We start from the raw sequence: 19,712 nt of genomic DNA, 5'->3' as shown, positions 1-19,712 counted from the left end.
CGAGGATCCATGCCAAAACGCCAAGGTTAAATCGCAGCCTCTCAAAAAGAAGCGCTTCATTTTCCACGCCTTTGCCGTCGCCACAGCTACGGCATGGATCCTATGGTCAAGCCATAGGATCACGAGGGAGAGGACGGGCACCTTGCATGTCAACCAGAGGGAGTGCGGTGCAAACGCTCGTGAAACGCGCTTTGCGTCCGGCCCCTCACTCTGCGCCAACCCCTCGTAAGGCTCTGATATAAAACAATTTCACAAAATCTTTTGACCTTCTTGTCGTCCCATTTGCTTGCTCCGGTCCGCCGCCTGTGCAAATAGCATTGGTCGAAGACATTCCGAGAGGTCCCCATGACTGCCATCACCCGCCGTGCGCTCGGCGCACTTGCCCTTTCCACCGCAATTGCCGGATTTGCGCTGCCGTCACAGGCTGCAGACAAGATCAATGTCGGCATTCTTTCGCTCACGTCCCATTCGCCCAGCATCATTGCCGAGGCAAAAGGCTATTTCGAAGCGCAGGATCTCGATGTCGAGTTCGTGTCCTTTCAGGCCGCGCAGCCGATGGCAGTTGCCATCGCATCGGGCGATGTCGATTTCGGCATGACAGCCATTTCCGGCGGTCTGATCAGTCTTGCCGACAAGGGCGTGATCAAGATCATCGGCGGCGCGCTGCAGGAAACGCCCGAGATCGACGGCCAGAAGATCCTCGCCTCCAGGGCCGCCTACGACGCCGGCGTAAAGACACCCGCCGATCTGAAGGGCCACACCTACGGCATCACCACCACCGGCTCCTCCTTCCACTACATGGCGCACAAGATCGCCGACAAGGAAGGCTTTGACCGTTCCGAAATCCACGTGAAGCCGCTGCAGAAGGTGCCAGCCATCATCGCTTCGCTCAAGAGCGGCCAGATCGATGCCTGGTCCATCGTGCCCAACATCGCCGGCGCGCTGACCAGAGGCGATGAAGTGGTCGAGATCGGCAAGATTTCCGACTATATCGACAATTATCAGGTCACCACGGTCTTCACCTCGACAAAAAATGCGACCGAAAAGAAGGATCTGGTCGAGCGCTTCCTCGCCGGCCTTTCCGAGGGCATCAGCGATTACAATGCGGCGCTCGTCGACAAGACCATGAGCGAGGAAGACACGGCCGCAATCGTCGAGATGATCCACAAATACGTCTATTCCGACCAGCCGCTCGAAAAGGCCGATCCACGCATTCGTGCCGGCGCGATGCGCATCAATGAAGGGGCAGCCCTCAGCGTCGCCAGCGTCGAGGATCAGCTTGAGTGGTTCAAGTCCGAAGGCCTCGTGCCCGAAGGCGTGACGATGGAAAAGCTGGTTGACACCAGCTTCGTGGAAACCCGCTAACAGCGAAACCGCCCCGGCCCGCCCGGGGCGGCATTCTTTGAGCCGATGCAGCTTCTTCTCAGAAACATTACCCATCACTATGGCGGCAGGACCGTCCTCGACGACATCTCGCTTACGGTGGATGATGGAGAGATCGTCTGCATCGTCGGTCCCTCGGGCTGCGGCAAGTCCACGCTTCTGCGCATCGCCGGCGGGCTGGAAAAGCCCGATGCGGGCGAAGCGCTTCTCTCCGGCCCGGAGCCGGAAGGCTCGCTCAATCCGCTGACCTACATCTTTCAGGATTTCGCCCTTCTTCCCTGGCGCAGCGTGGAAGGCAATGTCAGCCTCGTACTGGAAGATCACGGCATCGCCACTGCCGAACGGCGTACCATCATCGCCGATGTGCTCGCGCGCACCAATCTTTCCGATTTCGCAAAGGCGCTGCCGCGCCAGCTTTCCGGCGGCATGAAGCAGCGGGTGGCGATTGCCCGGGCGCTCGCCGTCAAGCCGGCCATCATGCTGATGGACGAGCCGCTTTCCGCGCTCGACAGCCAGACCCGCGAACTCCTGATGGACGATCTCGTGGCGTTATGGACCCGCGAGCGGTTTTCCGCCTGCTACGTGACGCACAACCTCAACGAGGCCGTGCGCCTGGGCAGCCGCATCATCGTTCTGTCTCGTCGGCCGGGACGTATCCGCGAGGTGGTCGAAATCGACATGCCGCTTGCTGAACGTGCCGACCGGCTGGCAGAGCTCGAAACCCTCCAGCGCCGCGTCTGGGAGATCATGCGCGAGGAAGCACGCGAAGCCGACCGGGAGATTTCCGATGTCGCATGATGCCACGCGCGACGTGCCTGCCAGCCATGCCGCAGCGCCCGAAACAAGTGGTCGGCGTCCGGTTCCATTCCGGGGCGGCGGTTTCGTTCACCGCTCGCTCGGCCCCGTCGCGCCAATTGTTTTCCTCGTCATTCTGGCGGTCTGGGAACTCGGCTCGCGTTCAGGCTTCATCAGCGCGATTGCACTGCCTGCTCCATCCGAAGCGTTCGGTGCGCTGGTCGATCTCTTCCAGACGGGCATGCTGTGGAAGCATCTGGGTGCAAGCCTTTATCGCCTGATCGTCGGCTGGACGCTCGGGAGCCTGCTTGGCATTGCTGTCGGCCTTTTCATCGGCCTCTTCTCCCTTGCCCGAGCCGGGCTTCTGCCGCTGGTCTCCGCCCTTTTTCCGGTGCCGAAGATCGCGCTTTTACCGCTCTTCATCATCTGGTTCGGCATTGGCGAAGGCTCGAAGGTGGCGACCATCCTGTTCGGAACCTTCTTTCCGACCGTGATCGCCACCTATGGCGGGGTGGATAATGTCGACCGCAATCTCATCCGCATGGGCCAGTCCTTCGGCCTTTCGTGGCTGTCCATCGTGCGCAAGATCATCGTGCCGGGCGCGATGCCGGCCATCCTGTCGGGCTTTCGCATCTCCGCTTCCATCGCCATCGTCCTGCTTGTGGCGGCGGAGATGATCGGCGCTGAATTCGGCGTCGGGGCCTATATCCTGATGGCCGGTGCGCTTTTTGCCCTCGACCAGCTTATCGCCGGTGTGGCGCTTCTCTCGGTCATCGGCCTCATCATTGCCTGGCTGATCGGCAAGCTTGAAAAGCGTCTTCTTTCATGGCGAACATGAGGGTTCACGGGGGTTTTGAAAAAAGTCCCTGCAAATCGACCGAAGGGCGCTTGTCAGCGGAAAATCTCGTGCTATAACCCACGCGCTTCCGGCGGAGAACCAACCCCGCCACCGCCCGCAGAAATCTCTGTCCCGGCGATGCGAAGCAGGGTTTGCCCAGGTAGCTCAGTTGGTAGAGCAGCGGACTGAAAATCCGCGTGTCGGTGGTTCGATTCCGCCCCTGGGCACCATTTTTCATCAATCTTGCGAAATCTTGCCTTGGACAGGTCCGACGACACCCGCGCAATCGAAATCCGCCCTCTGGAACGCCCGGAAGTGGTGCTTCTCTGGCAGATCGACAGACGCGAACTCGTGGAAGAGACCTATTGCGTGAGAGATGGCGCTCTGCATCTGCAGCGGCAGTTTTACGATACGCGCGACTGGCCGGAAGGTGAGCCGGAACAGTACACCCCCATCCTGCTCGACTGTTTCGATCATGGCGGCGTCTTTCTCGGAGCTTTCTGCAGGGAAGAGCTGGTGGCGACCGGTGTCGTCGATGCACGCCCGGTGGGAGATTACCCGGACCTGCGCCAGCTTGCATTTCTTCATGTAAGCCATGGCTGGCGAGGTCGTCGGCTGGCCGCCCGGCTCTACGCGGAATGCAGGAAAGCGTCGGAAGGCCCAGGAACTGCAGGGTTTTATATCTCATCCACCTCGACGCGACGAACGGTGGAATTCTATCTGCACCAGGGTGCCGTGCTGGCGCCCAGACCGGACAAGACGCTGGTCACGATGGAGCCTGACGACATTCACCTGATTCACCGGTTCTGACCGGCCACTTATCTCCTCGCAAACACGCGCCCGATGGGCAGCACGCGACACCCCGGCAAGAGAAGAACGCAAACCAGGGGGCGGTCGTCAGCCGACCTGACGGCCTTCGCCGGCCAGCCAGTCGGCATAGGTCGGGCGGTCGATCTGAAACGTATCGCTGGAGCGGGCATACCAGCCGCGGCCGTGCATACGGGCGATAAGGCCGAGCGCGGGCGTGTCGATGTGGCCGCGTTCGGCGTCGATGACGAAATCGTCGGCCACGCGGATTTCGACCACGCGGCCAACGACCAGCGCCTGATGCGGACCGGTGACGAGAACGCTGTGGCTGACGCATTCGAACGAGACCGGTGCCTCGGCTATGTGAGGCGGCGCCACCTGCTCGGCGGGCAAAGCCGTCAGGCCGGCGCAGTCAAGCTCGCTGACATCTTCCGGCGCATCCATGGATGTGATGTTCATCGCTGCCGCGAGACGCTCGGGAACAAGGTTCACGACGAACTCTCCGCCGCCGACAATATTGCGTGCCGTATCCTTGAAGCCGCGCTGGGGGTCCGCCATCACACCGATGGCGACGGTGGGCGGCCGGTGCCCCATCACATTGAAAAAGCTGTAGGGCGCGGCGTTGACCACGCCTTCGGAGGACACGCTCGTCACCCAGGCGATGGGGCGCGGCGTGACGGTCGCCGTCATCACCTTGTAGCCGATCTGCGGATCGAGTTCGTCAAGCTTGAAGCGCATGTGGTGGTTCACTCGAACAAGGGTTCATCGCTCATGTTGGAAACGGCACGCTTGGGACGGTCATCCACCTTGAGCTGGAAGATGTCCGGCCGCGCATAGTGGCCCGTCACGTCGAAGTCGTATTTTCCGCGCGCCACGGCGGCCATGTCGATGTCGGCGTAAAGCACCGTTTCGCCCTCGAAATCCGGCCCGGCGAGGACGTTTCCGAGCGGATCGACAATGGCGCTTCCGCCGCGCATCAGCACGGTGTCGGGATCATCGCCCAGCGCGCATTCGTGATCGTCGGGAAACGCGCCGCGCGTGATGTGCTGGCAGGCGCTTAAAACGAAGCAGCGGCCTTCCAGCGCGATGTGTTGCATGGATGGAAGCCAGGTGTCGCGGTCATCGGCGGTGGGGGCGCAATAGAGGCTGACGCCCTGGCTGTACATATGCATGCGCAGCATGGGCATGTAGTTTTCCCAGCAGATGACCGCGCCGATGCGGCCAAGCGGGGTTTCGAAAACCGGCATGGTGGAGCCGTCGCCAAAGCCCCATATCAGGCGCTCGCCGGCCGTCGGCATCAGCTTGCGGTGCTTGCCGATGAGGCCCTTCTCACCATCGAAGAAGAGAACGGTGCAATAGAGTGTGCCACCGTCGCGCTCGATACAGCCCATGACAGCGAAGAGACCCGTCTCAGCCGTCGCCTCGGCGATCAGCGCCACTTCCTCGCCGTCGAGATCGATGGCGCGTTCGTAATAATCCCTGAAAGCCTCGCGGCCCTCGGGCTTGCGGATGCCGATGGGCGCGCCGAAAGAAGCGCCTTTGGGATAACCGCCGAGGAAGGCTTCGGGAAAGACGATGAGTTTCGCCCCCTCACCTGCCGCCTCGCGAATGATCGCGGCCGCCTTTCCGGCGGATGCAAGCGCATCGGCGGGGTTGGACGCCGCCTGTGCGACGGCTGCCTTGAACGATTTCATACGATTTCTCCCTGAGTATCTCGGACAATCGCGGCGCGGACGGCCTCGACCAGCACACCTTCGGGCTCGCAAAGACTGAGCGCAATATCGAAATGATTGTGCGACGGCATGTCGATCACCTGCGTCGCATGACCGGCTGCCTTCCAGGCCGCGGCATAGTCCAGCGTCTGACGGATGAACTCGCCTGTCTCGAGCCCACCGACCGAGGCAATCAGCCGCGCCCCGGATGTCGCGGGGATGTGCCGGATCGGGGAGTTTTCGGCAATGGAGGCCGTGTCGAACCGCATCCAGCCATTCACCTGCGTGTGCTGCAGGGGTTCTAGCTCGTGCAGCCCGCTCAGGGCGAGAACCGTGCCGATCGTGTCCGGCGGCAGGTCGAAAGCCTCAAGCCAGCCATCGGCAAGCACCATGCCCGCCAGATGCCCGCCGGCAGACGAGCCGCCGACATGGATCCGCTCCACATCGAGACCGCGCTCAGCGCCATTGTTCCTGAGCCAGGCGACGGCGCTGCGCACCTGACGCACCATCTCGCCAATGCTGACCTCAGGCGCCAGCGTGTAATTCATCACGGCCACCGAGATGCCGTGTGCCGTCAGGCCGCCCGCTGCAAAGGCATTGTCCTCCTTCGAGCCACCGCGCCAGTAGCCACCGTGAATCCACAGGAAGACGGGGCTGCCTTCACCCGCCAGGTAAAGATCGAGCATTTCGCCGCTCTGCGGATCGTAGACGATATCGCGCTTTGCAGCGCGGCTTTGCCGAACCTGCTCGCTCTCGGCAACGTAGCGGGCGTGCTCGGCCTCATAGGAGGCGACGCTTTCGCGCGCATTGTATTCACGCTCCAGCGTCGGCTGGTCCATGCCCCTGAAAAGCGGTGCTGCGGCATCCATGCTCATACCCCCAGATAGCGATGGGCGAGGTCTTCATTGGCTGCCAGCTCCTGCGGCGAACCCTGCCAGACCACCCTGCCCTTCTCGACGATGTGGTGCCGGTCGACGAGCGGGGCCATTTCTTTCAGGTTCTTGTCGACCACGAGGATCGACTGGCCAAGTTCCTTCAACCGGCGCAGCGTCGCCCAGATGTCGGCGCGGATGACGGGTGCTAGCCCCTCCGTCGCCTCATCCAGGACGAGAAGCGCGGGATTGGTCAGAAGCGCGCGGCCCACGGCCAGCATCTGCTGCTCGCCGCCCGAAAGTGTCGCGGCAAACTGGCCGCGCCGCTCCTTCAGGCGCGGAAAGAGATCGTAGACGCGTTCGAGGCTCCAGCCGTCCGCACCGCCCGGCCGGGAGGTGGCGACCAGATTTTCCTCCACCGTGAGCGAGGGGAAGACCCGCCGCCCCTCCGGAACGAGACCGATGCCACGGCGGGCAATGGCGTTGGGCTGCAGGGCGGTGATGCTCTCGCCTTCAAGCTGGATGTCGCCGCCACGCGCGCGCACCATGCCGAGAATGGTGTGAATGGTGGTGGTCTTGCCCATGCCGTTGCGACCGATCAGCGAGGTGACGGAACCGCGCGGCACCTCGAACTCCATGCCGAACAGCACCTGGCTGACGCCGTATCCCGCTTCGAGACCCGTGACTTTCAGCATGCTTCGTCTCCCAGATAGGCGCTGCGGACTTCCGGATCCTGTCGCACGGCATCCACCGTGCCTGTGAAGATCACGCGGCCATAGACCAGAACGCTGACACGGTCGGCGAGGGTGAACACGGCATCCATGTCATGCTCGACCAGAAGCATGGGGTATTCGCCCTTCAGCTCCTGAAGCAGGTCGACCATGCGGGCGGATTCTTCTGCGCCCATGCCTGCCATTGGTTCGTCCAGCACCAGCACATGCGGCTTGCGCGCAAGCGCCACGGCAAGTTCGAGCTGGCGGCGCTCGCCATGGGCAAGATTGGCGACCTGCCGGTTTTCGCGGCCCGCCAGCCCCGCCTTGCCGATCCAGTGCACCGCTTCTTCCCGAAGCGCGGCATCGTTGCGCGGGTTGGCAAAGAGGTTGAACGACCCGCCTTCCATGCAGTCGAGCGAGAGGATGACGTGTTCGAGCACACTGAATTCGAGGCAGAGCTGTGTCGTCTGGAACGAACGCCCGAGCCCTAGCCTTGCGCGTCTGAAGGCGCTGAGGTCGGTCAGGTCGCGTCCCTTGAAGTGCACACGGCCGGAATCCGACCGCAACTCGCCGCAGATCTGCGCGATGAGCGTGGATTTGCCGGCGCCATTCGGCCCGATCAGCGCGTGGATTTCGCCGCTGCGCACATCGAGTGTGACATCGTCGGTGACTTTGAGTGCGCCGAACGCCTTGTGCAGGTGGTCGAGCGAGAGGACTGCCTCGCCTGGTTTGTGTGCGGGTACATCAGTCATGACGGCCTCCCTTCAGGAAGCGGCCAAGCATGCCCTGCTGGCCAAACAATGCGATCAGCACCAGGATCGGGCCCATGACGATCATCCAGTGCTCGGTCCAGATGGTGAGTATCTGCTCAAGCCCGATGAAGGCGGCTGCACCCGCGATGGGGCCGAGAAGCGTGCCCAGCCCGCCCAGCGTGACGATGGCCATGAACTCGCCCGACTTCGCCCAGGTGGCCATGTCGGGTGTGACGAACTCGGCATAATTGGCCCACAGCACGCCGGCGAGCCCGGTGCCGACGGCCGAGATGACGAAGGCGGCGAGCCGGAAGGGCAGCGGGTTGACGCCGAGATTGACGGCGCGGCGCTCGCTCTGGCGCAGCCCCTGAAACACCATGCCGAAGCGCGAGTTGACGATCAAGCGGCAGAAGAAGACCCAAAGAACGAGCAGGCCGAGGGCGAGATAGTAAAACGCGAAGGGGTCATCCAGATCGATGCCGGGCATGGTGTTGCGCATATCCATCATGAGCCCGTCATCCCCGCCGTAATATTGCAGCGAAACGAGAATGAAATAGACCATCTGGGCAAAGGCGAGCGTGATCATGATGAATTGCACGCCGCGTGTCTTGAGTGCGAGATAGCCGATCACGAGACCGAGCAGCGCACAGGCAAGTAGCGCCAGCGGCCAGAGGATAAGCGCCGAATTGGTGCCCTCCCAGCCAAAGATCGTGTCACCCATATTCGTGTGGTATGCGAGGACCGCCACTACGTAGCCACCGACGCTGAAGAACATGGCATGGCCGAAGCTCACCAGCGCGCCATAGCCGATGATCAGGTCGAGACTGACCACGGCCAGCGCATAGATGACGATACGTGTGAGAAGCGGCAGGCCGCCATGCCAGCCCGTCTGCGCCACCACGATAGGTGCGACGATGAGCAGGACAAGCATGACAATGCCGGTCAGCGTGAAACGGTCGAATTTGGACATCGGCTCAGCTCCGGGCGGGGAAGAGGCCATAGGGCCGAACGAGAAGGACAAGCGCCATCAGCACATAGATGCTCGCCGAGACCAGGCCGGCCGCCAGCGTGTCGGCCACCGAATAGGGCAGTAGCGCGGTAAAGATCTGCGGCACGTAGGCCCGGCCGAGACTGTCGACCATGCCCACCAGCATGGCGCCGACGAAAGCGCCGCGGATGGAACCGACCCCGCCAATGACAATGACCACGAATGTGGTGATGAGGATGCGCTCGCCCATGGCAATCTCGACGGCAAGCAGCGGCGCGGCCATGACGCCGGCAAGCCCGCACAGGATCGCGCCAAGGCCGAAGACGCTCATATAGAGCACGCGCATGTTGACACCCAGCGCGTCGACCATCTGCCGGTCATCGGCGCCGGCGCGCATGAGCATGCCGAAGCGTGTGTGGTTGACCATAAGCCAGAGCCCAAACGCCACTGCGAGACCGACCGCGATCAGCGCGAGCCGCATGAGCGGATAGGCAAGTCCCGGGAAGAGCGTCACCGAACCTTCAAGGAAGGGCGGAATGTTCATGAAGATCGGGGAACGACCGACAATCAGCGTCACCGCTTCATTGGTGAAGAGGATGAGGCCGAGCGTCGCCAGAACCTGGTAGAGATGGTCGCGATTGTAGAGCCATCGCACCACGGCGCTTTCGACAAGGAGGCCATAGAGCCCCGCCCCCGCCATGGCCGCCAGGAGCCCCATGAGAAACGAGCCCGTGGAGGCAACGGTGAGCGCGCCGCAATAGGCGCCGATCATGTAGAACGTGCCATGGGTGAGGTTGATCACCCCCATGATGCCGAAGACGAGGGTCAGGCCCGAGGCCAGCAGGAAGAGGAACGCGCCATATTGCAGGCCGTTCAACAACTGTTCAATGAAGAGGATCATGGCGTTCCAATGCTCGCCGGTCTGGGTTCGGTGGGCTGCCCGCACCGATCGGGCCGGTGCGGATGGAGCGCCCGGCAGCGTTTTGCCGCCGGGCAATTCCGTTCAGGAAACGGCTTTGGCCATCAATCCATCTTGCAGTCTTTGGCGTAGGCGTCCTGATGGTTCTCGGCGATGCGCTCCACCACGTTCTGGACGATCTCGCCATCCGCATTCTTTTCGAACCGCGTCAGATAGTAATTCTGGATCGGATGCTGGTTCGGGCCAAACGTGTATTTGTCGCGGATCGGCTCGAAATCGGCCTTCGCAAGCGCTGCACGGAATGCGTCTGCATCGTCGATGTTTCCGCCCACTGCATCGAGCGCCGAGGCGATCAGGTTTGCCGTGTCGTAGGCCTGTTCGGCATACATGGTGGGCGTGCGGCCATAGGCTTCCTCGAAGCGTTTGACGAAATCACGCGAGGCGTCGTTGTCGAACTCCGTCGTCCAGAGAGCCGAGGCATAGACGCCATCGGCGGCATCGCCTGTCGCCTTGACCATCTGCGCGTCGAGCGAGAAGGCCGGCACCAGCATGGGCACGCTGTCCTTCAGACCGGCATTGTCATACTGCTTGGCGAAGTTGATGCCGGCGCCGCCCGGATGGAACTGGTAGATGGCATCGGGTGCCGCCGAGCGAATGCGCGCCAGCTCGACAGAAAAGTCAGTCTGGTTGAGCTTGGTGTAGATCTCCTCCACCACCTCGCCCTCATAGGTGCGCTTGAAGCCGTTCAGCGCGTCGCGGCCCGCCTGATAGTTGGGCGCAAGGATCACGACCTTCTTGTAGCCGAGCTTGTTGGCCGCAAGACCCGCCGCCTCGTGGAACGCATCGTTCTGATAAGAGGCGACGAAGTAGTTGGGGTTGCACTTCTCGCCGGCAAAGACGGACGGTCCCGGATTGACGCTGACATAGAAGCCGCCGGATTTCATGACGGTCGGCTGCACGGCGGCAAGCACGTTGGAGAAGTTCACGCCCGTGAACAGCTTGACGCCCGACTGCACCAGACGGTCTGCCGACTGCTTGGCATTGGCCGGCTTCAGGCCATCGTCCTCGACCTCGAGCACCACCGGCGTATCGCCCAGCTTGCCATCTTCGCCGATGGCCAGCATGAAGGCGTCGCGGATGTCCTCGCCAATATAGCCGGCCGGTGTCGAAAGCGTGGTGATGAAGCCGATGCGCAGCTCTTCCGCCGATGCCTGCGCAGCCATGACCGTTGCCAGCGCGGTGGCCAGAAGACCGGTCCGCCTTGCCTTGCCCTTAAGTCCCATTGTCATGTTCTCCTCCCTTGAATTGCGCGTACGAAGCCGGGTCATCCGGCCTTGCGCTGACGTGAGAAATCATTGCCGACCGCCACAACCGGATGGCGGATCGTGCCGATGCCCTCGACACAGGCTTCCACCACATCGCCAGGCCATAGCCATTCCTGCGGATCGCGGCCCGCACCGACACCTTCGGGCGTGCCGGTGGCTATGATGTCGCCGGGATCGAGCGTGATGGCGGCCGAGATGTCGGAGATGAGCGTCGGTATCTTGAACAGCATGTGCTTCGTGTTCGATCCCTGCTTGCGCTCGCCATTGACGGTGAGCCAGAGGTCGAGATCGTGCGGGTCTCCGATTTCGTCGGCAGTGACGATGCAGGGACCGAATGGCGCAAAGCTGTCCTGTCCCTTGGAATAGATCCACTGACCGGCGCGGCGGTTGTCGCGCGCACTGACATCGATCATCACGCTGTATCCGAACACATAGGAAAGCGCATCTTCCTCGCTCACCTTGGTGGCCTTGCGCCCGATGATCGCGGCAAGCTCCACCTCCCAGTCGAGCTGCTGCGTGATCGAGGCATTGTGCTCGATTGGATCGTCCGGCCCGACAACCGCCATGGGCGGCTTGCTGAAAATGACCGGCTCCTTGGGCAGGTCCTTCGACGTGTCGAGCGTGCGGCTCGATTCCTCCACATGCTCCACATAGTTGAGGCCGATGCCGAAGATGTTCTTGCGGGGCCGCGGGATGGGTGCAAGCAATCGCACATTGGCGAGCGGAACGGTCGTGCGCACCGGCCATGCGCCGCGCGCCTCGTCCAGAAGCCGCTTCAGCGCCGCCAGCCCATCCGGACCGAGATCGATCAGCTCCAGCATGGAGGCGGGGAAGTCCTCGCCAAAGGCAATGCCGAGCGCTTCCACATCGACAACGCTCTCGCCCTCGATGACGCCGAGACGCGCAGGCGCCTCGACCGTGGCCCTGTAGGTAACCAGTCGCATTCAGATATGTCCTTGATCAGTCTTGTGGTTGGTGACCGCCATTGTCGGCCAGCGCTTCTTCCCGGTAGAGACCGAGCGAACGCATCACCGGAAGGTCGTTGAAACAGAACAGGCAGGCATCGTCGCTGTCGGACAGATTGGCGTGTTCGTGCCATGCCCAGGACGGCACGCAGAAAATGTCGCGTTCCTGCCAGTCGAACCGCCTGCCGCCGATGATCGAGTAGCCCTTGCCCTTCGCCACCTGGTAGAGATAGCTGCCGGTGTGACGGTGTGCCTTCGTCTTTTCGCCGGGGCGCAGCATCTGCATGCTGGCGCCGATGGTCTGCATGACGGGGCCGGAATTGACCGGGTTGACGTACTCCATCATGACGCCGTCATAGGGCGAGCCGTCGGTCGCGTCGGCATAGCGCTTCAGCGCTTCATAAGTGCGCTCCCACTCATATTTGTAGAGCGGAGAATAACCCTTGTCCCAGGCGCCACCGCCCGGCGTCAGACCCGGATTGCCCCAGGTCTTCGTCATGTCATCGACAGCAAAGCCGACGGCCTGCCGCAGGTCCGGGTGGACTTCATAGAAATTCGCTTCGAGCGTGTTGACCAACGGGATATCAAGCCCGTCCTGCCAGATGCAGGGGCTGCCGCTTTCCTCAACGCCGTGTTCGTGCCAGGTGCCGTTTGGCGTCAGCACGAAGTCGTTGGCATTGAGCGTCATCTTGTGGCCATCGACGATGGTGTAGGCGCCTGCACCCTCCATGATGAAGCGCAGCGCCGAGGCCGAATGCCGGTGCGCTGAAGCAGCCTCGCCCGGATGCATCACCTGAAGCCCGGAATAGAGCCAGCCGACAGCGGCGGCGAATTCGCGACGACCCGGGTTGTTGAGATAGATCACACGGCGACCGGCTTTTTCCGGTGTTACCAGCTCGACCGAACGCAAGACGTGCTCGCGCAGATCGCGATAGCGCCAGATCATCGGCACGGACGAGGACTGCGGCTCCCAGGGCTCGATCTTGTTGGCGACGGTCCAGAGCGCCCCCGCCTCCAGCGCCTCCAGCTCGTCGTAATAGGCCAGAAGCTCCGGCGTATCCTCCACATTGGCGCGGCCCGCCACGTCCTCGCGGTAGTTTTCCCTGCCTGACGACATCTCAACCTCCACTCTTCAATGACGGAAGGATAACAGCCGGATTTTCGCTGTAAATAGATATTTTCGAAAATCTTGATTTTTTCGTTTGTTGCGCAAGACGCTGTGCTATGCTGTTCTCCTGAAAAACCGAAGCAGCAATGCCGGGGAGAAGACGTGTCGGGAAAGAAGAACCCGCGTGAAACCACGCTGACGGAAGAGGCCTATCAGAAGCTACGCTGGGACATTGTCAGCGGCACGCTGGAGGCCGGCAGCCCGTTGCGGCTTGAAAACCTCAAGCAGCGCTACGGGCTGGGCTATTCTCCCCTGCGCGAGGCGCTGAACCGCCTGCACAGCGAGCGTCTTGTCATGTCGGTTGCGCTGCGCGGCTTTACCGTCGCGCCGCTTTCGCTGACCGAGATGTGGGATGCGGTCGACACAAGGATCCACATTGAGGCCGAGGCATTGCGTCGCGCCATCGAGTTCGGCGATGACGATTGGGAAACGGAGGTGATCTCGGCTTTTCACGGGCTCTCCCTTAAAGCCAAGAAACTGGAGCAGATGGACGCGCCACCCATGGATGAGATGAAGGCGCTCGAAGACCGGCATCACCGGTTTCACCGCGCACTCATCAGCGCCTGCCGGTCAAACTGGCTTCTCGATTTTTCGGACAAGCTCTATGTGGAAACCGAGCGTTATCGCTTCCCGGTTCTCGGCGGCCCCCGCGCCCGCCCCTCACGCGATCTCACGCTGGAGCATCAGGAGATCATGGACGCGACCATCGCGCGCGATGCCGAAAAGGCAATCGCCCTGCTGAGCCGGCACTATCGGCGCACCGGGGAAACGCTTTCCGCCCGATACCAGCCGGACGCGAAGCCGATGGCCGCCGGCGCAAGCGCTTAGCGCCGGCAATATGTGCGGCCACTGCCGGCCGCACACGTTTTCGAGCCACTGCTATTCTGCGGGCACCGGGCGCGCTTCCGCCGCCGCCCCGGCTTCACGCAGGGCCAGCTCTTCCGCCTTCGGCACCGACAGCCATACCGCCAGCATGAAACCTGCCGCGCCGCCGAGCAGCTTGCCGAGCATCAGCGGCAGGATCATCGTCGGCTGGAAATTGGCCGAAAATGCCAGATGATCGCCGAAGGTGAATGCCGCGCATACAGCAAATGCGATGGCCAGAACCTTGTCGCGCGGCTGCATCTGGCCGACCAGGCGGTACATGGCGAGAATGTTGGCGCTTGCCGCCAGAAGCCCCGCCGCACCTTCCGGTGAAACGCCGATGCGTGCGCCGATCACCTGCATGGGCCCCGCCAGATATTTGGTCAGGAGATAGACCATCGGAAACGCACCGGCGAGCATGATGCCGATATAGCCGGCGATCTCCAGAGCGCGGAACTGGTCCTGTTCATCGGCAATGATGGGATCAAAACCCCAGGAGCCGAACACGGTGGAGAAAAAGCCGGTGAAATATTCCACGATCGAAGCCACAAGAACCAGCGTGATGCCGGCATACATGATGCGACCGAACCAGAGGAAACCGGTGATCATGGCGTCGGGCGCGAAGCGCAGGCCAAGGGCGATGGCGACGCAGAAAACGATCAGCGGCAGAAGATTGCGCAGAATGTCGACGACTGTCAGCGCAATCTGATAGCTCGCCTCCGAGCTCGTGGAGACATCGGGCCTGATGTCGAGCCCCGTCATGGCGATCAGCGTACACGCGATGAAAACGCCGACCGGCACGCTTAAGATGCCCGACATGATGCCGAGCGCCATATATTTGTGGTCGGATTTTGCCAGCATTGCCAGCCCGACCGGAATGGAGAAGATGATCGTCGCGCCCGACATGTAACCGACGACGGTCGCCATCATCCAGGCATCGCGCGACTGTGCCAGCGCGTCGGCAAGTTGATAACCGCCCATATCGACGGCGATCACCGTCGTTGCCGCGATGGATGGATCGGCCCCGATCATCGCAAAGAGCGGCCCGGCGACCGCCCGGATAAACTCCGAAAGATAGGGGATCGCGGCCATGATGCCGGCCACGGGTATGAAAATCGGGCCGATGGAATGAAGCCCCTCGATGAACTCCTTGCCGAGCCCCGTTTCCGGGTTGCGGATCGAGGCGATTGCGCCGGCGACCGCGCATGCCATGATGATGTAGATGACGTAGGTACCGATTGAAGCCATTTGCCTTCCCTCCCAGTGTGCGAAATGCGCCCCGACATCTTTGTGCGCCGGTTTTTCGATCAGCCCTTCACGCGTTCCCCCGGCGGATCGTAGAGCGGCGCCAAATGAAGCGTGGCGGCGAAGCGTTCGTTCGCCACGATGAGTTCGTACTTTCCCGATGCCAGAAACGCGTCGTCGACACCGTTTTCCGAGCGCACATAGCCATAGCCGATGGGCTTCCCGACCGTGTAGCCATAGCCACCGCTGGTCAGATAGCCGACAGGCTCGCCATCGCGCAGGATCGTTTCCCGGCCAAGCAACACCACGTCCGCGTTCTCGGTCGTGAAGCAGGCCAGTTGCTTTGTCAGCGGATTGGCGGCCGCCATCTCACAGGCCTCGCGGCCGATAAAAGGCGTGTCGCGGCGCAGTTTCACCGCCCAGCCGAGCCCCGCCTCGAACGGGTTGTCATTCGGCGTGACGTCCGAACCCCAGGCGCGATAGCCCTTTTCAAGCCGCAGCGATTCAATGGCGCGATAGCCGACCGGGCGGATGTCATGGGCGCGACCCTTCTCCATCAGCACATCGAAAACGTCGCCGGTCCCCTCGATGGGCACATGCAGTTCCCAGCCCAGCTCCCCCACATAGGTCACGCGCATGGCGCGCACCTTATGACCGGCAATCTCGATCTCCTGCACGCGGCCAAAGCGGAAGGCGTCGTTGCTCACATCTGCATCCGTCACCGACGAAAGCACGTCCCGCGCGCGCGGCCCCATCAGCGAGAGTGTTCCGAAATCCTCGGTCACGTCGACAAGCCGGGCGTCCGCCCGCGCCGGAAGATGTTCCCTGATCCAGCCGAAATCATGGGTGCGCGAACCGGTGCCCGTGACGATGTAGAAGCGGTCATCGGCAAGGCGCGCCACGGTGAGATCGCATTCGATGCCACCGCGCGAATTCAGGATCTGCGTATAGGTGAGGCGCCCGGCAGGCTTCGCCACGTGGTTGGCACAGATGCGTTCAAGCGCATCCGCCGCATCGGGTCCGGTCATTTCATATTTGGCAAAGGACGACTGATCGAACACACCGACCTTCTCGCGCACATGCGCATGCTCCTCGCCCACCGGACCGAACCAGTTCTGACGGCCCATGGAATAGTCGTCACGAGGCTCCATGCCTTCAGGCGCGAACCAGTTGGGTCGCTCCCAGCCGAGCTTCGAGCCGAGCACGGCGCGGTGCTTTTTCAGACGTTCGTAAAGGGGCGAAACGATGCGCGGCCGGCCGCTTTCATACTCCTCGTGCGGGAAAGCCACTGTGTAGTGCTTGCCATAGGCTTCGAGCGTGCGCCCCTCGACCCATTTGCGGTCTTCATGAAGCGTCGAGAAGCGGCGAATATCGACCACCCAGAGGTCGAGCGGAGCTTCGCCGCGCACGGCCCATTCGGCAAGCACCCAGCCCGCGCCGCCGCCAGCGGCGATGCCGAAAGCATTGAAGCCTGCGCCGACAAACATGTTGGCGCATTCGGGTGCCTGTCCGAGAATGAAGTTGCCGTCGGGCGTGAAGCTCTCCGGCCCGTTGATCATCTGCCGAACGCCCACTTCGCCAAGGGCGGGCACGCGCTCGATGGCCTGCGTCATGTGCTGTTCGAAATGATCGAAATCATCGTCGAAGAGCTGGAACTCGAACTCGTTGGGCACGTCGCCCCCCGGCAGCCCGGTCACCCAGCTTTGCGGGTTCGGCTCATAGCCGCCCATCACCAGACCGCCCACCTCTTCCTTGAAGTAGATGCGCCGGTCGGGGTCGCGCACGGTCGGCGTGTCGGAGGTCAATCCGTCGATCTTTTCGGTCACGATATACTGGTGCTTGACCGGCTGCAGTGGCACCGAGACGCCGGCCATCGCGCCGATCTGGCGCGCCCACTGGCCGCCGCAGTTCACCACCGTCTCGCAGACGATACGCCCGCGATTGGTCTCAACCGCCGTGATGCGGTCGCCATCCATTTCGAAACCGGTCACGCGCACGCCCTCGAAGAGACGCGCACCATGCATGCGCGCGCCCTTGGCGAGCGACTGGGTGATGTCGGAGGGGCTGGCCTGACCGTCGGTCGGCAGCCATGACGCACCCAGAAGATCGGACGTGTCCATCAGCGGCCACATCCGCTTCACCTCTTCGGGACCGACCAGTTCCATGTCCATGCCGAAACTGCGTGCTGTTGTGGCAAGCCGGCGAAATTCGGTCCAGCGGTCCTCATTCGTCGCCAGCCGCAGGCAGCCCGTCATCTTCCAGCCGGTCTCAAGACCGGTTTCTTCATGCAGTCGCTTGTAGAGATCGACCGAGTATTTCAGCACTTTCGTGATTGAGGCCGAAGACCGCAATTGCCCGACCAGCCCGGCCGCATGCCAGGTGGAGCCGGATGTCAGCTTGCCCTGTTCCAGGAGAACGACATCCGCCTTGTGATCACGGGCGAGGTGATAGGCTGTCGAGCAGCCGATGATACCGCCACCGATGACAACGATCTGGGCATGGGAAGGAAGAGGCTGGGTCATCAGGAGAGGCGTCCGTATTGAGAATAGAAAGTGTCCAGTGCAGCCTCCAGCCGCGACAGGTTCTCATGCGTATAGGCGACGTAGTCCGTGCCGGGCGCATCGAGATAGAGTTCGGAGACCATGCTCCACATGGCCTCCCGCAGAAGCGACGCGCATTGCATTGCCGCCATTGAGCGGCGCAGCGGTGTCTCCGGCGTGCGGTCGAAATAATAGCCAAGCAGCGCCGCGCTCTCCTCGTCGGAGAAGCTGGCATTGGAGGAAAGGCCCGCGAGGTCGAACATCGGCGTCGAGAACCCGGCATATTCGAAATCGATCAGCCAGAGCCTTTCGCCATCATCGAGGAGATTGGCCGGCAAGAGATCGTTGTGGCCGAACACGATGGGCAGTGGCTCCTGCACCGCTTCCAGTTCGTCGGCAAGCGCCAGATAGGCGGGCAATTGCTCCACCATCCGGCTCTTGCCGTTCTCCAGCGTGCGCGCATAATCGCGGATCACATGGAAAGGCCAGAACATGAAGCCAGGCCCCGAAACGTGGTGCGGCATCTTGCGATGAAAGGCGCGCACGATGAGCGCCACCCGCTCGATATTGGCGCGCACATCGGCCTCGGCGTAGGTCTTGGCATTGAGGTGCCGACAGACCATGACGCCGGGTTCCGCATGCTCGACTGCAGGCGCGAGAGCCGCTTCTTCGGCAGCACGCGCCGTCATCAATTCACGGTCGCGGAGAACGTGGTGAAAGGGGTAATCCTTGCCGAAACGGACGACATGCCCGCCCCTATTGTCGGTGACGAGCCAGCTTTCGTTGCTGATCCCGCCGACCATCGGCTTGATGTCGATAGCCCCGCTCCAGATCGGCAAGGCAGCGATCTGTTCAGAGCGCGCGGTGGTGATATTCCGAGCGTCCACCATATCTCCTCCCGCAGCCTTTGGCCGCCTGTTTTGCGGAAAGAATTGATGTCAGCCAATGGGAAGTCAACACAAAAATGTGGTTATTTGACCGATTTTCTCATTTTCTGGAATCATTTTCAGGCTAAATCGGTCAAAATACGTTAGAAACGGTCATCTCACACAGAGAGAAAACATGAGCTATTCACCGCGCCATGGTCAGATCCTCGACCTTCTCACGAAGGAAGGCACGATGGGTGTGAACGACCTCGCCCAGCATCTGGACGTTTCGGTCGAAACGGTGCGGCGCGATGTGAAAGCGCTCGCCGGACGCGGTGAAATCGTGCGCATGCACGGCGCGATCGCCCTGCCCTCCGTCGTCAACGAAGCACCGTTTGAGCGCCGGATGCGGGAAAACCGCGAGGCGAAGGAAACCATTGCCCGGCTTGCCGCCGCGACGATCCGCGACGGGGAATCGGTGATGCTCGACACGGGCACCACGACAAGCCTTCTGGCGCGCGCGCTGCTCGACCACCGGCAACTCACCGTGGTGACCAATTCATCCGACATCGCCCGCACGCTAGCGACCGTCAACGGCAACAAGGTCTATATGGCAGGCGGGGAGCTGCGGAGCGACAGCGGCTCGGCGCTGGGCTTTTCAGCCATCGAGTTCATCAGCCGCTTCAGCGTCGATCACGCCATCATTTCCGCCGGTGCCGTGAACGCGGTTACCGGCATTATGGACTACGATCTGGAGGAAGCGCAGTTCGGCAATGCCGTGCTTGCCCGCGGTCGGCGCCGCGTCGTTGTCACCGACGCTTCCAAGTTCGGGCAGAAGGGGCTCGTCCGGGTGTGCGCCCTCACCGAGGTCGATGAGTTGATTGTCGACCGCCCGCCACCGGCCGACCTTGCCGATGTGCTTCGCCAGGCCGAGATCAGGGTGACAAGCGACACATGACG

The 19,712-nt window shown here is 62.1% G+C and carries 19 protein-coding genes and 1 tRNA gene; 7 read left to right on the top strand and 13 right to left on the bottom strand.

Annotated features, from left to right (window positions below):
* Positions 1-345: 345 nt before the first annotated feature.
* The 5 genes from AC07E3_RS06945 to AC07E3_RS06925 all read left to right on the top strand — a co-directional run bounded on the left by AC07E3_RS06945 (position 346) and on the right by AC07E3_RS06925 (position 3,826).
* Positions 346-1,365 (top strand): ABC transporter substrate-binding protein, encoded by a 1,020-nt coding sequence (locus AC07E3_RS06945; protein WP_336067093.1) that lies wholly within the window; start codon positions 346-348, stop codon positions 1,363-1,365.
* A 45-nt stretch (positions 1,366-1,410) separates the two neighbouring features.
* Complete coding sequence (locus tag AC07E3_RS06940) at positions 1,411-2,181, top strand: ABC transporter ATP-binding protein (RefSeq protein WP_478360833.1); 771 nt, start codon at positions 1,411-1,413, stop codon at positions 2,179-2,181.
* The gene (locus AC07E3_RS06935; RefSeq protein WP_478360831.1) at positions 2,171-3,016 is read left to right on the top strand and encodes an ABC transporter permease; all 846 of its coding nucleotides are present in this window, start codon (positions 2,171-2,173) and stop codon (positions 3,014-3,016) included. The genes AC07E3_RS06940 and AC07E3_RS06935 overlap by 11 nt, the downstream gene beginning before the upstream one ends.
* A 154-nt stretch (positions 3,017-3,170) precedes the next feature.
* Positions 3,171-3,246, top strand: a tRNA-Phe gene (locus tag AC07E3_RS06930).
* A gap of 28 nt (positions 3,247-3,274) precedes the next feature.
* A complete protein-coding gene (locus AC07E3_RS06925; RefSeq protein WP_478360829.1) occupies positions 3,275-3,826 on the top strand; it encodes a GNAT family N-acetyltransferase in 552 nt (183 codons plus the stop codon).
* Between the two features lie 87 nt (positions 3,827-3,913).
* Here AC07E3_RS06925 and AC07E3_RS06920 read toward each other — a convergent pair whose 3' ends face one another.
* The 10 genes from AC07E3_RS06920 to AC07E3_RS06875 form a co-directional block, all read right to left on the bottom strand.
* Complete coding sequence (locus tag AC07E3_RS06920; RefSeq protein ID WP_065816434.1) at positions 3,914-4,561, bottom strand: flavin reductase family protein; 648 nt, start codon at positions 4,559-4,561, stop codon at positions 3,914-3,916.
* Between the two features lie 8 nt (positions 4,562-4,569).
* The gene (locus AC07E3_RS06915; protein ID WP_478360827.1) at positions 4,570-5,517 is read right to left on the bottom strand and encodes a carbon-nitrogen hydrolase family protein; all 948 of its coding nucleotides are present in this window, start codon (positions 5,515-5,517) and stop codon (positions 4,570-4,572) included.
* Positions 5,514-6,404 (bottom strand): alpha/beta hydrolase, encoded by an 891-nt coding sequence (locus AC07E3_RS06910; RefSeq protein WP_478360825.1) that lies wholly within the window; start codon positions 6,402-6,404, stop codon positions 5,514-5,516. The genes AC07E3_RS06915 and AC07E3_RS06910 overlap by 4 nt, the downstream gene beginning before the upstream one ends.
* A gap of 2 nt (positions 6,405-6,406) precedes the next feature.
* A complete protein-coding gene (locus AC07E3_RS06905) occupies positions 6,407-7,102 on the bottom strand; it encodes an ABC transporter ATP-binding protein (protein WP_478360823.1) in 696 nt (231 codons plus the stop codon).
* Entirely contained in the window at positions 7,096-7,872 is a 777-nt protein-coding gene (locus AC07E3_RS06900) for an ABC transporter ATP-binding protein (RefSeq protein ID WP_478360821.1), read from the bottom strand. Before AC07E3_RS06900 ends, AC07E3_RS06905 begins: the two co-directional genes overlap by 7 nt.
* Positions 7,865-8,842: a branched-chain amino acid ABC transporter permease gene (locus AC07E3_RS06895; RefSeq protein ID WP_478360819.1), complete on the bottom strand. Its 978-nt coding sequence runs from the start codon at positions 8,840-8,842 to the stop codon at positions 7,865-7,867. The genes AC07E3_RS06900 and AC07E3_RS06895 overlap by 8 nt, the downstream gene beginning before the upstream one ends.
* A gap of 4 nt (positions 8,843-8,846) precedes the next feature.
* Positions 8,847-9,761 (bottom strand): branched-chain amino acid ABC transporter permease, encoded by a 915-nt coding sequence (locus AC07E3_RS06890; RefSeq protein ID WP_336067258.1) that lies wholly within the window; start codon positions 9,759-9,761, stop codon positions 8,847-8,849.
* Positions 9,762-9,883: 122 nt separating this feature from the next.
* Positions 9,884-11,068, bottom strand: coding sequence for an ABC transporter substrate-binding protein (locus AC07E3_RS06885; protein ID WP_478360817.1), 1,185 nt, complete (start codon positions 11,066-11,068; stop codon positions 9,884-9,886).
* Positions 11,069-11,103: 35 nt separating this feature from the next.
* The gene (locus AC07E3_RS06880) at positions 11,104-12,048 is read right to left on the bottom strand and encodes a fumarylacetoacetate hydrolase family protein (RefSeq protein ID WP_223004804.1); all 945 of its coding nucleotides are present in this window, start codon (positions 12,046-12,048) and stop codon (positions 11,104-11,106) included.
* Positions 12,049-12,064: 16 nt separating this feature from the next.
* Positions 12,065-13,186, bottom strand: a complete 1,122-nt coding sequence (locus AC07E3_RS06875) for a cupin domain-containing protein (protein WP_478360815.1) — start codon at positions 13,184-13,186, stop codon at positions 12,065-12,067.
* A 153-nt stretch (positions 13,187-13,339) separates the two neighbouring features.
* Between AC07E3_RS06875 and AC07E3_RS06870 the strand changes: the two genes are divergently transcribed.
* The gene (locus AC07E3_RS06870; protein WP_478360813.1) at positions 13,340-14,065 is read left to right on the top strand and encodes a GntR family transcriptional regulator; all 726 of its coding nucleotides are present in this window, start codon (positions 13,340-13,342) and stop codon (positions 14,063-14,065) included.
* Between the two features lie 51 nt (positions 14,066-14,116).
* Here the strand turns inward: AC07E3_RS06870 and eutH are convergent, their stop codons facing one another.
* From eutH to AC07E3_RS06855, 3 genes are read right to left on the bottom strand one after another with little or no spacing between them, the layout of a single operon-like run.
* Positions 14,117-15,349, bottom strand: coding sequence for an ethanolamine utilization protein EutH (gene eutH, locus AC07E3_RS06865; RefSeq protein ID WP_478360811.1), 1,233 nt, complete (start codon positions 15,347-15,349; stop codon positions 14,117-14,119).
* A 59-nt stretch (positions 15,350-15,408) separates the two neighbouring features.
* Positions 15,409-17,868, bottom strand: a complete 2,460-nt coding sequence (locus AC07E3_RS06860) for a GcvT family protein (RefSeq protein ID WP_478360809.1) — start codon at positions 17,866-17,868, stop codon at positions 15,409-15,411.
* Positions 17,868-18,776 (bottom strand): phosphotransferase family protein, encoded by a 909-nt coding sequence (locus tag AC07E3_RS06855; RefSeq protein ID WP_336067275.1) that lies wholly within the window; start codon positions 18,774-18,776, stop codon positions 17,868-17,870. Before AC07E3_RS06855 ends, AC07E3_RS06860 begins: the two co-directional genes overlap by 1 nt.
* A gap of 172 nt (positions 18,777-18,948) precedes the next feature.
* On the opposite strand from AC07E3_RS06855, the gene AC07E3_RS06850 reads away from it, so the two are divergent.
* The gene (locus AC07E3_RS06850) at positions 18,949-19,710 is read left to right on the top strand and encodes a DeoR/GlpR family DNA-binding transcription regulator (protein ID WP_223004800.1); all 762 of its coding nucleotides are present in this window, start codon (positions 18,949-18,951) and stop codon (positions 19,708-19,710) included.
* The last annotated feature ends 2 nt before the right edge of the window (positions 19,711-19,712 follow it).

The organism is Nitratireductor lacus, from assembly GCF_056431025.1.
The sequence above is the reverse complement of the archived record's forward strand: the minus strand, read 5'-3'. Positions and strand labels throughout refer to the sequence as shown.

Coding starts and splice junctions, on each gene's coding strand:
- AC07E3_RS06945 (WP_336067093.1), top strand. CDS start 346: ATGACTGCCATCACCCGCCGTGCGCTCGGCGCACTTGCCCTTTCCACC.
- AC07E3_RS06940 (WP_478360833.1), top strand. CDS start 1,411: ATGCAGCTTCTTCTCAGAAACATTACCCATCACTATGGCGGCAGGACC.
- AC07E3_RS06935 (WP_478360831.1), top strand. CDS start 2,171: ATGTCGCATGATGCCACGCGCGACGTGCCTGCCAGCCATGCCGCAGCG.
- AC07E3_RS06920 (WP_065816434.1), bottom strand. CDS start 4,561: ATGCGCTTCAAGCTTGACGAACTCGATCCGCAGATCGGCTACAAGGTG.
- AC07E3_RS06915 (WP_478360827.1), bottom strand. CDS start 5,517: ATGAAATCGTTCAAGGCAGCCGTCGCACAGGCGGCGTCCAACCCCGCC.
- AC07E3_RS06910 (WP_478360825.1), bottom strand. CDS start 6,404: ATGGATGCCGCAGCACCGCTTTTCAGGGGCATGGACCAGCCGACGCTG.
- AC07E3_RS06905 (WP_478360823.1), bottom strand. CDS start 7,102: ATGCTGAAAGTCACGGGTCTCGAAGCGGGATACGGCGTCAGCCAGGTG.
- AC07E3_RS06900 (WP_478360821.1), bottom strand. CDS start 7,872: ATGACTGATGTACCCGCACACAAACCAGGCGAGGCAGTCCTCTCGCTC.
- AC07E3_RS06895 (WP_478360819.1), bottom strand. CDS start 8,842: ATGTCCAAATTCGACCGTTTCACGCTGACCGGCATTGTCATGCTTGTC.
- AC07E3_RS06890 (WP_336067258.1), bottom strand. CDS start 9,761: ATGATCCTCTTCATTGAACAGTTGTTGAACGGCCTGCAATATGGCGCG.
- AC07E3_RS06885 (WP_478360817.1), bottom strand. CDS start 11,068: ATGACAATGGGACTTAAGGGCAAGGCAAGGCGGACCGGTCTTCTGGCC.
- AC07E3_RS06880 (WP_223004804.1), bottom strand. CDS start 12,048: ATGCGACTGGTTACCTACAGGGCCACGGTCGAGGCGCCTGCGCGTCTC.
- AC07E3_RS06875 (WP_478360815.1), bottom strand. CDS start 13,186: ATGTCGTCAGGCAGGGAAAACTACCGCGAGGACGTGGCGGGCCGCGCC.
- eutH (WP_478360811.1), bottom strand. CDS start 15,349: ATGGCTTCAATCGGTACCTACGTCATCTACATCATCATGGCATGCGCG.
- AC07E3_RS06860 (WP_478360809.1), bottom strand. CDS start 17,868: ATGACCCAGCCTCTTCCTTCCCATGCCCAGATCGTTGTCATCGGTGGC.
- AC07E3_RS06855 (WP_336067275.1), bottom strand. CDS start 18,776: ATGGTGGACGCTCGGAATATCACCACCGCGCGCTCTGAACAGATCGCT.
- AC07E3_RS06850 (WP_223004800.1), top strand. CDS start 18,949: ATGAGCTATTCACCGCGCCATGGTCAGATCCTCGACCTTCTCACGAAG.